9 protein-coding genes are annotated in these 12,950 nt (G+C 68.1%); 6 read left to right on the plus strand and 3 right to left on the minus strand.

The genetic code is table 11. The features are described 5' to 3' along the window. Positions 1-55: 55 nt before the first annotated feature. A complete protein-coding gene (locus AC1RNQ_RS20680; RefSeq protein ID WP_493174273.1) occupies positions 56-2,704 on the minus strand; it encodes an Rne/Rng family ribonuclease in 2,649 nt (882 codons plus the stop codon). A 625-nt stretch (positions 2,705-3,329) separates the two neighbouring features. Here AC1RNQ_RS20680 and AC1RNQ_RS20685 point away from each other — a divergent pair. The 6 genes from AC1RNQ_RS20685 to AC1RNQ_RS20710 all read left to right on the plus strand — a co-directional run bounded on the left by AC1RNQ_RS20685 (position 3,330) and on the right by AC1RNQ_RS20710 (position 11,725). Then, positions 3,330-4,592 (plus strand): N-acetylmuramoyl-L-alanine amidase, encoded by a 1,263-nt coding sequence (locus AC1RNQ_RS20685; RefSeq protein WP_493174275.1) that lies wholly within the window; start codon positions 3,330-3,332, stop codon positions 4,590-4,592. 105 nt (positions 4,593-4,697) lie between these two features. Continuing rightward, positions 4,698-5,951 (plus strand): D-arabinono-1,4-lactone oxidase, encoded by a 1,254-nt coding sequence (locus AC1RNQ_RS20690; RefSeq protein WP_493174276.1) that lies wholly within the window; start codon positions 4,698-4,700, stop codon positions 5,949-5,951. Then, positions 5,948-7,084, plus strand: a complete 1,137-nt coding sequence (locus AC1RNQ_RS20695) for a DSD1 family PLP-dependent enzyme (protein WP_493174278.1) — start codon at positions 5,948-5,950, stop codon at positions 7,082-7,084. The genes AC1RNQ_RS20690 and AC1RNQ_RS20695 overlap by 4 nt, the downstream gene beginning before the upstream one ends. A gap of 189 nt (positions 7,085-7,273) precedes the next feature. Next, positions 7,274-9,790, plus strand: a complete 2,517-nt coding sequence (locus AC1RNQ_RS20700) for a penicillin-binding protein 1A (protein ID WP_493174279.1) — start codon at positions 7,274-7,276, stop codon at positions 9,788-9,790. 85 nt (positions 9,791-9,875) lie between these two features. After that, the gene (gene prfB / locus AC1RNQ_RS20705) at positions 9,876-11,003 is read left to right on the plus strand and encodes a peptide chain release factor 2 (protein WP_493174281.1); all 1,128 of its coding nucleotides are present in this window, start codon (positions 9,876-9,878) and stop codon (positions 11,001-11,003) included. Then, entirely contained in the window at positions 11,003-11,725 is a 723-nt protein-coding gene (locus AC1RNQ_RS20710; RefSeq protein WP_493174283.1) for a class I SAM-dependent methyltransferase, read from the plus strand. Before prfB ends, AC1RNQ_RS20710 begins: the two co-directional genes overlap by 1 nt. A 44-nt stretch (positions 11,726-11,769) precedes the next feature. Here the strand turns inward: AC1RNQ_RS20710 and AC1RNQ_RS20715 are convergent, their stop codons facing one another. Both AC1RNQ_RS20715 and AC1RNQ_RS20720 read right to left on the minus strand, forming a co-directional pair. Then, positions 11,770-12,135, minus strand: a complete 366-nt coding sequence (locus AC1RNQ_RS20715; RefSeq protein WP_493174285.1) for a DsrE family protein — start codon at positions 12,133-12,135, stop codon at positions 11,770-11,772. Continuing rightward, positions 12,123-12,872 carry a HesA/MoeB/ThiF family protein gene (locus AC1RNQ_RS20720; RefSeq protein WP_493174286.1) on the minus strand — a complete coding sequence of 250 codons (750 nt, stop codon included), beginning with the start codon at positions 12,870-12,872 and terminating at the stop codon, positions 12,123-12,125. The genes AC1RNQ_RS20715 and AC1RNQ_RS20720 overlap by 13 nt, the downstream gene beginning before the upstream one ends. Between the last annotated feature and the right edge of the window lie 78 nt (positions 12,873-12,950).

Raw genomic sequence — 12,950 nt, forward strand, 5'->3', positions numbered from 1 at the left:
GACGCAAGGTCGATCACGACGATACGACCGGTTGCCGCCGATCAGTTGCCGCCAATCAGTTGCCGAACGTGCGCTGCCACCAGCCGCGGCGCGGCTCGCCTTCAGGGCCCTCTTCGGCCCCTGCAGCAAGTGTTTCGCCGGCCTCGGCCACGTCGGATGTGGTCGCAGCTTCCTCCGCGGCAGCGGACGCCGCGGCCTTGGCCTTGCGCGGCGCTCGCTTCTTCGGCGCGGGCTTGGCGGGTTCGGCTTCGGCCTCGACAGCCGGCTCGGCCTCGATCACCGGCTCGGCTTCGACCACCGGCTCGACGGCGGCCGCTGCGGCGGCTTCCTCGGCGGCGATCTGCGCCTTGGTCCGGCGCGGCTTGCGCTTCGGCTTCTCCTCGGCGGCGGGCGCTTCCTCGGCGACCGGCTCGGGGGCGGTTTCGACCGCGGGTTCTTCGGCTTCGACGGCCTCGGCTTCGACGGCCTCGTCCTTCACCTTGCGTCCGCGTCCGCCACGGCGGCGGCGGGGCTTGGCTTCGGCACCTGCCTCGACTTCGACGGTCTCGGCGGGCGCTTCCTCGGCTACCGCCTCATCGTTGCCGCCTTCGGCTTCGGGCTCGTCGTCGTTCGCGGCTTCGCCTTCGGGGATTTCATTGCCCTCTTCGTCGCGGCGACCGCGGCGACCGCGGCGGCGGCGGCGGCGGCGCTTGCGACCGTCGCCTTCGCCTTCCTCGCCGTCACGCTCGCGCTCGCGCTCGCTCTGGCGTTCGCGCGGACGCTCGGCCTCGGCTTCCTCGCCTTCTTCTTCTTCCTCTTCGTCGAAGATTTCTTCGTCGTCCTCTTCCTCGATCTCGACGATCGGGGCGAAGCTGCGGCGCTGGATGGGCGGCGGACCGCCGACCTCGATCGCCATGCGCGCGCCCTCGGTCTCGCCGTCGGGCAGGATTTCGACGCTGACGCCGTACAGCTCCTCGATCTCGCGCAGTTCGCGGCGCTTTTCGTTGAGCAGGTAGAAGGTCGCTTCCTGGCTCGCGCGCAGGATGATCTTGCTGCCCTTGCCGCGCGCGGCTTCCTCTTCGATCATGCGCAGCGCGCTGAGGCCCGCCGACGAAGCGGTGCGGACCAGCCCGGTGCCTTCGCAATGCGGGCAGGGACGCGTCGACGCTTCGAGCACGCCGGTGCGCAGCCGCTGGCGGCTCATCTCCATCAGCCCGAAGCCCGAGATGCGGCCGATCTGGATGCGCGCGCGGTCGTTCTTCAGCGCATCCTTCATCGCGCGCTCGACCTTGCGGACGTTCGAGCCATGATCCATGTCGATGAAGTCGATCACGATCAGCCCGGCCATGTCGCGCAGGCGCAGCTGGCGCGCGATCTCGTGCGCGGCCTCGAGGTTGGTGTTGAGCGCGGTCTGCTCGATATTATGCTCGCGCGTCGACCGGCCCGAGTTGATGTCGATCGACACCAAAGCCTCGGTCGGGTTGATCACCAGATAACCGCCCGATTTCAGCTGGACGACGGGGTTGAGCATGCCCGCGAGCTGGTCCTCGACGCCGTAACGCTGGTAGAGTGAGACCGGGTCGGCATATTGCTTCACGCGCCGCGCGTGGCTCGGCATCAGCAGCTTCATGAACTGCTTCGCCGCCTTATAGCCCTCGTCGCCCTCGACGAGCACTTCCTCGATGTCCTTGTGATAGATGTCGCGGATCGCGCGCTTCACCAGATCGCTGTCCGAATGGATCAGCGCCGGCGCGCTCGACCCCAGCGTATTCTCGCGAATCTCGTCCCAGACGCGCGCGAGATAGTCGAAGTCGCGCTTGATCTCGACCTTGGTGCGGCTCATCCCCGCGGTGCGCACGATGCAGCCCATCGTCGGCGGCAGGTTGAGCTCGTCGATCATGGCTTTGAGCTTGCGGCGATCGGCGCCATTCGAAATCTTGCGGCTGATCCCGCCGCCGTGCATCGTGTTCGGCATCAGCACGCAATAGCGGCCGGCGAGCGACAGATAGGTGGTCAGCGCCGCGCCCTTGTTGCCGCGCTCTTCCTTGACGACCTGCACCAGCATCACCTGACGGCGGCGGATGACGTCCTGGATCTTGTAGCGGCGGCGGAGCGACATGCGGCTTTCGCCGTCCTCGTCCTCGTCGCGGCGGCGCCCGCGGCCCCGGCCGCCCTTGCGGCCGCCCTGTCCGCGCCCGCGGCCCTTGCGGTCGCCGCGATTGTCCCTGGCCTCGCCATTGCCGTCCTCGGCGTCGCCATTGTCTTCGGCGTCGCCATGGTCGTCATCGCCATGGTCCTCGTCGCCCTCGGCATCCTCGCCGACGGTTTCGGGGCGCGGCGCGTCGCCATTATCGTCCTCGTCGTGGCGTTCGACCTCGGCGACATCGCCTTCCAGCTCGTCGAGATCCTCTTCGGCGCGCTGCGCCGCGGCGGCGGCATGCTCGGCCTCTTCGCGGAGCAGGGCTTCGCGATCTTCCTTCGGGATCTGGTAATAGTCGGGATGGATTTCGCTGAAGGCGAGGAAGCCGTGGCGATTGCCGCCATATTCGACGAAGGCCGCCTGCAGCGACGGTTCTACACGGGTAACCTTGGCCAGATAGATATTGCCCTTGAGCTGCTTGTGCTCGGCGGACTCGAAATCAAACTCCTCGATGCGGTTTCCCTTGGTGACGGCGACACGGGTTTCTTCCCGGTGCCGCGCGTCGATCAACATGCGCGTGGTCATTATTATCACTCCAGGCGCGCCGTGGCGCGCCAACAAAAAAGGCCGCGGCCGTCCTTGCGGAACGGCTGCGGTCGATAGGGTTCAAACGGAAAAAGACGTTATTGCCTTGTGCGGCCCGCGTCCGGTTCTGGACGCGCATGCGGTCTCCCGACGCGGCAGCGGACGCAAAAGCGCCGGCGTCGCGATCGAAAGAGGGCATGGCAAGCCTCATGCGGCATCAACCTGTTCGGGGATGCCCGGTCAGCGCGAATCGACCAGATGTCCGATCTTCTTTCGCTGCCCCGTGCATCCGGGGTGGGCCGACGGCAGGTCGCCATGCCTGTTTTGCCGGGCGCCGGGGGATGGCTGCCGTCCGCTGCGGACGGGCGCGTTCCCCGCATAAGGCCCGGCGGGTCAGGAATGACACCGTCAGCGTGGGCGGTGCTAGCATCGGTGCTCGCCAACGGCAACCGCCCGACCCAAAAAATGGTGTGGCGACAAGGCGTCGGCAAGGGGCGCCGGTGGGGGCGCGGGGCCGCGCGCGGCCGAATCGTGCTGAATTGCCGGTTAACCCTGCCGGTTCACCGCGACTTGACGGGGCATCCCTAATGACCGGTTTATCGTGATGACCCGCAGGTGGCCTTGGATGTTCTCGGATAAAGACTGGACCGACCGCCGCCGCTCGCGGCATAAACGCGCCATGCTGCTCCTCCCGCTCTTCCTCTCGACGCTGCTTGCGACGCCCGCGGTGCTCGCGGGCAATATCGGCGCGATCGAGATCGGTGAGGGCGAGGTGACGGTGCGCTTCGACGATCTGGTCGCGGGTGCCTCGACGCTGCTGCTCGCGGGTCCCGACCGCATCGCGCTCGACATTTCGGGGGCCGAGGCGGGGCATTCGCCGCAGGGCGCGGGGCTGGTGCGCAGCGTGCGCCAGGGCCAGCAGGGTCCGGGCACCGCGCGCGTCGTGCTCGACCTCGCGGCGCCCGCGCTCGTCTCGAACGCGCGCTTCGCCGCCGACGGGCGCAGCCTGTCGTTCAAGCTCGATCCGGTGTCGGCCGACGAATTCCGCCGTGCCTCGCGCGGCCCGCGCCTCGAACTCCAGCCGCCGGCACAGTTTCGTGCCAAGCCGCCCGAGAAGCGCTATTCGGTGACCGTCCCGATCGGCAAGCCGAAGCCCGCGGTCGCGCTGCCCAGGATCGAGGGGCCGAACAATCCGAGCCTGCCGCTCGTCGTCATCGACGCCGGCCATGGCGGGCACGATCCGGGCGCGATCAGCCCGCACAGCGGCAAGCGCGAAAAGGACATCACGCTGGCGCTGGCGCGAGCGATCCGCGACGATCTCGTCGCGTCGGGCCGCGTCCGCGTCGCGCTGACGCGCGGCGACGACCGCTATCTGGTGCTCGAGGAACGCTATGGCATCGCGCGGCGGCTGAAGGCCGACCTGTTCATCTCGGTCCACGCCGACGCGGCCGAGAACCAGCAGGCGAGCGGCGCGTCGATCTACACATTGTCCGAGGTGGCCTCCGACCGCGAAGCCGCGCGGCTCGCGGCGCGCGAGAACAAGGCGAACATCATCAACGGCGTCGATCTCGGCGCGCACAGCAGCGACGTGTCGTCGATCCTGCTCGACCTGACGCAACGCGAGACGATGAACGTCGCGTCGGATTTCGCGCGGCTGCTCCAGCGCGAGGCGTCGGACGACGTCAAATTCCGCACCACCGCGCACCGCTTCGCCTCCTTCGTGGTGCTGAAGGCGCCCGACACGCCGTCGGTGTTGTTCGAAACCGGCTTCATCTCGAACGAAAGCGACGCCGATTTCCTCGCCTCGGCCGACGGCCAGAAAAAGATCGCGCGCGGCGTGCGCCAGGCGGTGCAGGTCCACTTCGCGCGGCAGATCGCGTCGAACTGACCTCCCTCCAATCCGCTGCCGTCACCCCGGGCTTGACCCGGGGCCTGCCTTCCTGAAGGAAAAGGCGAATCCCGGATCAGGTCCGGGATGACGAGGGAGAGCGGAATGGGCTGGAGTAACTGGTCGGGCAGCGTCGCCGCGCCCGTCGCCGTCACCCGCCCCACGAGCGAGGACGAACTCGCCGATCGCGTCCGCAATGCCACGAAAGTACGCGCAACCGGCGCCGGGCACAGCTTCATGCCCTTGTGCGAATCGCACGAAATGATCCTCGGTCTCGACGCGCTCCCGGGCAGCATCACCGTCGCCCCCGACCGCCGCACCGCACGCATCCCCGCGGGCTGGAGCATCAAGCGGCTCACCGCCGCGCTGTGGGACGAAGGCCTCGCGCTCGCCAACCAGGGCGACGTCAACCCGCAGTCGCTCGCGGGTGCGATGGCGACGGGGACCCACGGTACCGGAGTCGACCTCGGCAGCCTCGCCACAATGGCGCGGGGCTTCCGCCTGATCGGTGCCGACGGCGCGGCGCGCTGGTGCGACACCGGGACCGAACCCGACCTCTATCAGGCGCAGCGGCTGTCGCTCGGCATGTTCGGCATCGCGACCGAGATTGAGGTGTCACTCGTTCCCGCCTTCCACCTTTCCGAACGCATCGAAAAGCGCCGCTGGGATGAAATCCGCGAAAGCTATGACGCGCTCGCGGCGCAGCATCGCCATATCGAGTTCTGGTTCTTCCCCCATGCCGATCATGTGATCCTGAAGACGCTCGACCCTTGCGACCCCTGCGACCCGCCGCCGAGCACCACCGACATGGAGGAGACGGCGTTCCGCCGCGTTTTGGATATTGCAGCGAAGCTGCCCTTCCTGACCCCCATGCTCCAGCGCGGGATGATGAAGACCAATATGAACGGCCGCCGCCTCGGTCCCGCGCACGCGATCTTCCCGTCGGACCGCACGATCCGCTTCGAGGAAATGGAATATGAAATGCCGCGCGCCGCCGGGCTCGACACGCTGGCCGAGGTGGTCGGCTGGATCAGGAAGAAACGCTTGGCCGTGACCTTCCCTTTCGAATATCGTACCGTCGCCGCCGACGATATCTGGATGAGCCCGATGAACGCGGGGCCGGTCGCCGCGATCTCGATGCACCAATATGCCAAGATGCCCTGGCAGGACCTTTTCGCGGATGCCGAGGCAATCTTCCGCGCCCATGGCGGTCGCCCGCACTGGGCCAAGCGCCACACGCTGGCCCGCGCTGATATCGACGCGCTCTATCCGATGGCCGAACGCTACCGCAGCGTCCGCCGCGCCGCCGATCCGGACGGCAAATTCCTCAACCCCCATGTCGAGGCGCTATTTTCATGACCGACGATTTGACACTGCACGCCCATCTGGTCGGCCGGCAGGGCAGCCGCGCCGACCTCAACACGCCGGTGCTGGTGCTCGACGTCGAAGCGCTCGACCGCAATATCGCCGCGATGGCGGCGCTGGTCGCGTCGCATGGCGTCGGCCTGCGCCCGCACGCCAAGACGCACAAGAGCGTCGACATCGCCCGGCGCCAGCTCGCCGCGGGTGCAGCGGGGGTCTGCTGCGCCAAGATCGGCGAGGCCGAGGTGCTCGCCGAAGGAGGCATCACCGGCATCCTCATCACCTCGCCCGTCGCCGCGCCGCGCGCGATCGAACGGCTCGCGGCGCTGGCGGGCCAAGCCGAAGGGCTGATGGCGGTCGTCGATCACTCCGCAGTCGCCGCGCGCATCGACGCCGCGCTGGAAACCAAGCTCGACGTGATCATCGACATCGACCCCGGCATCGCACGCACCGGCGTTGCCTCGGCGCAATCCGCGGTCGCACTCGCCGAAGCGATCGCGGCGCTGCCGAACCTCAACTACCGCGGCGTCCAGTTCTACTGCGGCTCGCAGCAGCATATCGAGGCCTATGCCGACCGCCGCGCCGCGATCGAGGAGCGCACGGCCTATCTCCAGACCGTGATCGCCGCGCTGGCCGACGCGGGCCACCCGCCTGCGATCGTCACCGGCTCGGGCACCGGCACCCACCGCATCGACCTTGGCCTCGGCGTCTTCACCGAGCTGCAGACGGGCTCTTATGTCTTCATGGACAAGCAATATCTCGACTGCGACCTCACCGGCGACGATGCGGTTCCGTTCGAAACCTCGCTCGGGGTCGACGCGCGCGTCGTAAGCGCCAACCACAGCGGCCTCGTCACGATCGACGCGGGGTTCAAGTCGCTCTCGACCGACGGCGGCGTCGCGGTCGTGCGGCGCGGCGCGCCTGAGAGCGCCTTCTTCGCCTTCATGGGCGACGAACATGCCGCGCTGATTTCGCCCGGCATCGGCGAGACGCTCGCCCCCGGCGACGCGGTGACGCTCACCGTCCCGCACTGCGACCCCACCGTGAACCTCTACGATCAATATCATGTCGTCGAGGGCGAGACGCTGATCGCCATCTGGCCGGTGAGTGCGCGAGGCCGGGCCAGATAATTCCCCTCCCTGCAAGGGAGGGGTTAGGGGTGGGTGCGAGCGAAGCGAGCTTTGCTCCATCTAGATAGGGCGTAGCGCCGCCTCCGGCGTCGCGACCCACCCCCGGCCCCTCCCTTGCAGGGAGGGGAGAATCTCCCCACCGCAACCATACTTCCCTTTCACCCGCACAGGCGATAGAGGCTTGCCGATATGGCCGCCGAGACCACGTCCCACTTCCGCTATCGTCTGCGCCGCGACAGCAATGCCGTCGTCGGCTGGTTTCGTTCGATGTGGACGCGCCGCTGGTTTCGCTGGCTCGGCTATCTCGTCCTCACCGGCCTCCTTGGCCTGTTCCTGATCTGGCTGATCTTCGCGCGCGACCTGCCCTCGGTCGAGCAGCTGCGCGATTATGAGCCGCCGCTGCCGACGATGGTCCGCGATGCCGAGGGCAAGCCGGTGCATGCCTATGCGCGCGAACGCCGCGTCCAGCTCGAATATAGCGAATATCCGCAGCTCTTGGTGCGCAGCTTCCTCGCCGCCGAGGACAAGACCTTCTTCAGCCATGGCGGCATCGACTATCCGGGCATCGCGTCGGCGATCGTCACCAACCTCAGCAGCAGCGGCCGTCCCGTCGGCGCCTCGACGATCACTCAGCAGGTCGCCAAGAACCTGCTGCTCACCAACGAGCTCAGCTATCGCCGCAAGGTGCGCGAGGCGATCCTGGCGATGCGCATCGAGGATGCGCTGACCAAGGAACAGATCCTCGAGCTGTATCTCAATGAAATCCCGCTCGGCCGCCGCAGCTTCGGCGTCCAGGCCGCGAGCCGCGCCTATTTCGACAAGGATGTCGACCAGCTCCAGCTCCACGAAATGGCCTTCCTCGCGATCCTGCCCAAGGCGCCCGAGAAATACGGCCGCGCGCGCAACGAGGCCGAGGCGGTCGCGCGCCGCAATTTCGTGCTCGGTTCGATGGAGGACAATGGCTGGATCACCCCCGCGCAGCGCGACGCCGCGCGCGCGATGCCGCTCGGCCTCACCAGCAGCGGCAACACCGCGGTCGCGCAGGTCGGCGGCTATTATATGGAAGAGGTGCGGCGCCAGCTGATCGGCCAGTTCGGCGAAACCGCCGAGGACGGCCCCCACAGCGCCTATGCCGGGGGCCTCTGGGTGCGCACGCCCTATGACGGCAAGATGCAGGCGGCGGCGACCAGTGCGCTGCGCAAGGGCCTGCTCCGCTACGACGCGGGCAAGGGCTGGTCGGGGCCGATCGCGACGATCGAGGCCGACGACCAGTGGCAGAGCCGCCTCGCGTCGAGCTTCATCGGCATCGACTACGACGGCTGGCGGATCGCCGCGGTGATCTCGAAAAACGCCGGCGAGGCGCGCATCGGCTTCGCCAACGGCGACACCGGCCGCCTGCCCGCGAGCGCCGCGACCCAAGGCTATCGCAAGACCGGCGGCAGCGCCTTCTCGGCGATGCGCCCGGGCGACCTGATCGCGGTCAAGGCGAGCGGCGGCGGCAGCTATGCGCTGCGCAACATTCCCGAGGTGTCGGGCGGCTTCGTCGCCGAAAGCCCGCATTCGGGCCGCATCTTCGCGATGCAGGGCGGTTTCGACGTTCGCCTGTCGCCCTTCAACCGCGCGACGCAGGCCGAACGCCAGCCGGGTTCGACGATCAAGCCCTTCGTCTATGCCGCCGCGCTCGACAATGGCATGACCCCCGCGACGATGATCGTCGACGGCAGCTTCTGCGTCTATCAGGGCGCGCGCTTCGGCAACAAATGCTTCCGCAACTTCGGCGGCGCGGGGGGCAGCGGCGAACATACGATGCGCTGGGGCCTCGAACAGTCGCGCAACCTGATGACCGTGCGCGCGGCAAGCCAGGTCGGCATGGAACCGGTCGTCGACACGATTCGCACCATGGGCATCGGCGAGCACGAACCCTATCTCTCGACCGCGCTCGGCGCGGGCTCGACCACGGTCGAAAAAATCACCAATGCTTACGCGATGCTCGCCAACCACGGCCGCGAGCTCAAACCGCGCGTGATCGACTATGTCCAGGACCGCCGCGGCAAGGTGATCTTTCCGGTGGGCTGGAAACCCTGCGTCGGCTGCAACAAGAAGGATTGGGACGGCCGCCCGATGCCGCGCTTCGCCAAGTCGGGCAAGCAGCTGATGGATCCGCTTACCGCCTATCAGGTCGTCCATATGCTCGAAGGCGTGGTCCAGCGCGGCACCGCGGTGCGCCTGCGCGACCTGGGCGTGCCGATCTTCGGCAAGACGGGGACGACCTCTGGCCCGAACGACGTGTGGTTCGTCGGCGGCACCCCCGACGTCGTCGCCGGCATGTATATCGGTTTCGACCAGCCGCGCTCGATGGGCGGCTATGCGCAGGGCGGCAGCCTCGCGGCGCCGATCTTCAAGGATTTTGCGCTCGTCGGGCTCGACGACCGCCAGCCGATCCCGTTCAGCGCGCCCAAGGGCATCCGCATGGTGCGCATCGACCGCCAGTCGGGCCGCCGCGTCTATGGCAGCTGGCCGGGCACCGATCCCAAGGCGTCGATCATCTGGGAGGCGTTCAAGCCCGAAAGCGAACCCCGCCGGACGATCCGCGAGGCCGAGATCAAGCCCGCCAAGGCCGCCGCGCGTCAGGACGCGCCGGTCCAGCAAGGCAACGGCCGCCGCAGCGACAGCGACTTCCTCGAGGATCGCGGCGGCATCATCTGACCTTCCGCGAGCTTCTTCCTAGCCGTCTTTCCTTGGGGCCGGGCAGGCTCTAAGGGCGGTTCGACATTTTTTCAGGAGCAACGACATGCGCGCCGAAGCGCAGGATCATATCGACAAGATCGGCGCCGCGCTGGCGCTGCTGCGGCGTTTCCTCGACTGGGACCGCGCGGTGCGGCGGCTCGACGAGCTGAACGCCAAGGTCGAGGATCCCACGCTGTGGAACGACGCGAAGGCGGCGCAGGAGGTCATGCGCGAACGCCGCCGCCTCGACGAGGCGATCACCGCGACGCGCGCGATCGAGACCGAATGCGCCGACACCGCCGAGCTGATCGAGCTCGCCGAGATGGAAGGCGACGAGGCGATGGTCGACGAGGCCGTTGCGGGTCTGGCCGCGCTCGCCGCGCGCGCCGAGGAAGACAAGATCAAGGCGCTTCTGGCCGGCGAAGCCGACGCCAACGACGCCTATATCGAGGTCCACGCCGGTGCCGGCGGCACCGAGAGCCAGGACTGGGCCGAAATGCTCCAGCGCATGTACAGCCGCTGGGCCGAAAAGCGCGGCTTCAAGGTCGAGCTGGTCGAATATCAGGCGGGCGAGCAGGCGGGCATCAAGTCGGCGACGATGCTGGTCAAGGGCGAGAATGCCTATGGCTATTCGAAGACCGAAAGCGGCGTCCATCGCCTCGTCCGCATCTCGCCCTACGACAGCTCGGCGCGGCGCCACACCAGCTTTTCCTCGGTCTGGGTCTATCCGGTGATCGACGACAATATCGAGATCGAGATCAACGAAGGCGACCTCAAGATCGACACCTATCGCGCCTCGGGCGCCGGCGGCCAGCACGTCAACACCACCGATTCGGCGGTGCGCATCACCCACATCCCGACGGGCATCGTCGTCGCGTCGCAGAACGACCGCTCGCAGCACAAGAACCGCGCGACCGCGATGGGGATGCTGAAGGCGCGGATGTACGAGGCCGAACTGCAGAAGCGCGAGGCGGCTGCCTCGGGCGAATATCAGGCGAAGACCGAGATCGGCTGGGGCCACCAGATCCGCTCCTATGTCCTCCAGCCCTATCAGCTGGTGAAGGACCTCAGAACCGGCGTGACCTCGACCGCGCCCGGCGACGTTCTCGACGGCGCGCTCGACCCCTTCATGGCCGCCGCGCTGTCGCAGAAGGTCACCGGCGAAAAGGTCGACGTCGAGGATATCGACTGATGCTCCGCGGCGCCGTCCTCGCCGCGCTCGCGGCGCTGCCGCTGCTTGCCGGCTGCGACGCGCCATGGGACCAGGACGGCGACCGCGCCGCGACCGCGCGCGACTTTCCGCCCGCCGACCGCCCCGTCGCACCGACCGTCTCGACCAAATGGTCGACCGAGGAGGCGCGCGACCGGCTCAACGAGGCCGAGGATGTGATGGACTCGGCCGACGTCCGCCCCGGCATGACCGTCGCCGACATCGGCGCGGGCGACGGCTATTATACCGTGCGCCTCGCGCAGCGCGTCGGCGCGGGCGGGCGCGTGCTCGCGCAGGACATCATGCCCGAGGTGATCGAGCGGCTTGCCGACCGCGTCGCGCGCGAGCGGCTCGACAATGTCTCGATCAAATTGGGCGCGGTTGACGATCCGCGCCTCCCCGCCGCCAGCTTCGACCGCGTCTTCATGGTCCATATGTATCACGAGATCGGCGAGCCCTATGCCTTCCTCTGGCGGCTGCGCCCCGCGCTGCGCCAGGGCGGGCAGATCCTCGTCGTCGACGGCGATCGCCCGATCGCCGACCATGGCACCCCCTTCCGCCTGCTCGTCTGCGAGTTCGAGGCGGTGGGGTACAAGCTCGTCTCCTATGACGACAAGCAGCACGCCGGCGGCTATCTCGCGCGCTTCGTCCCCGACGGCAAGCGGCCGCGGCCCGAGGACATCAAGGTGTGCGACAATCCGTGATCCTTCGATCCTCCCCATCGCTTCGCGTGGGGAGGATCGATATTTCAATAAACCACCAGCCGATCGTCCGGTCCGACGTCGGCCATGAAGCTCACCAGCCCCGCCGCCTTGACGTGCGGCACCAGCTCGGTCGCCGCGACGCCGACCAGCGCCATGCCCGACTGGCAGACGAACAGGCCGACCTCCATCGCGATCGCCTCCTCGACCATCCACGCGAGCTCGGGCTGGCCCACCGCGCGCCGCGCCGCGTCGCCTGCGAAGCTCACGGGGTCGCGCAGCAGCGCTGCCGCCTCGCCCTGCAGGAAGACGCGCGCCGGCCGCCCGAGCGCCGCCGACGCCATCGCGGCTTCGAGCGCCGCATAGAACCGCCGCCCCTCGGCGACCGCGACGATGATGTTCAGGTTCGACATGCCGGGCACCCCGGATCCTTGGCGACGCCGACCTCGCGCCAGCGCCGCTCGAGCATATCGACGATGGCGAGGCGCCCGGCAAGCGGCGATCCCCAGCCGGTCAGCGCGCGCACCGCTTCGAGCGCCGCCGTCGTCCCGACCATGCCGGCGAGCGCGCCCATCACCCCGGTCTCGGCGCAATTGATCCCCTCGCGATCGGGATCGCTGCCGACGAGGCACTGGTAGCAGGGCGCGTCGTCCTGCCAGCCCTCGTAGAGCGCAACCTGCCCCTCGAACGCCCCGATCGCCGCCGACAGCAGCGGGATATGCAGCGCCACTGCGGCGCGGTTGACCGCGAGCCGCGTGTCGAAATTGTCGCATCCGTCGAGGACCAGGCTCGCGCCCGCGAGCAGCGCCTCGGCGTTGGTCGCGTCGAGGCGCCGGGCGACCGCGACCGCCTCGACATGCGGATTGATCAGCCGCGCGGCATCGGCCGCTACTTTGGCCTTGGACGCGCCGATATCGGCATCGGTGAACAGGGGCTGGCGCTGCAGGTTCGACAGCTCGACATCGTCATGGTCGACGATCGTCAGCTTGCCCACGCCCGCCGCCGCCAGATAGGTGATCGCCGGACAGCCGATCCCGCCCGCGCCGATGACGACGACATGCGCCGCCTTCAGCCGCGCCTGCCCCGCCCCCCCGAACTGCGGCAGGATGATCTGGCGGGCGTAGCGGTCGAGTTCGGCGTCGGAGAGCAATCAGGGCGTCCTAGAAAAGCCGTTCGCCCTGAGCTTGTCGAAGGGCCGTTCTTTCTTTCGAACGTTGAAAAAGGAAGA

The sequence above is a fragment of the Sphingopyxis sp. GW821-FHT12F08 genome (assembly GCF_058806755.1).

What these genes read in the sequence shown, in the direction of transcription:
- AC1RNQ_RS20685 (WP_493174275.1), top strand. Translation starts at nt 3,330, where the DNA reads ATGTTCTCGGATAAAGACTGGACCGACCGCCGCCGCTCGCGGCATAAA.
- prfB (WP_493174281.1), top strand. Translation starts at nt 9,876, where the DNA reads ATGCGCGCCGAAGCGCAGGATCATATCGACAAGATCGGCGCCGCGCTG.
- AC1RNQ_RS20695 (WP_493174278.1), top strand. Translation starts at nt 5,948, where the DNA reads ATGACCGACGATTTGACACTGCACGCCCATCTGGTCGGCCGGCAGGGC.
- AC1RNQ_RS20700 (WP_493174279.1), top strand. Translation starts at nt 7,274, where the DNA reads ATGGCCGCCGAGACCACGTCCCACTTCCGCTATCGTCTGCGCCGCGAC.
- AC1RNQ_RS20715 (WP_493174285.1), bottom strand. Translation starts at nt 12,135, where the DNA reads ATGTCGAACCTGAACATCATCGTCGCGGTCGCCGAGGGGCGGCGGTTC.
- AC1RNQ_RS20690 (WP_493174276.1), top strand. Translation starts at nt 4,698, where the DNA reads ATGGGCTGGAGTAACTGGTCGGGCAGCGTCGCCGCGCCCGTCGCCGTC.
- AC1RNQ_RS20710 (WP_493174283.1), top strand. Translation starts at nt 11,003, where the DNA reads ATGCTCCGCGGCGCCGTCCTCGCCGCGCTCGCGGCGCTGCCGCTGCTT.
- AC1RNQ_RS20680 (WP_493174273.1), bottom strand. Translation starts at nt 2,704, where the DNA reads ATGACCACGCGCATGTTGATCGACGCGCGGCACCGGGAAGAAACCCGT.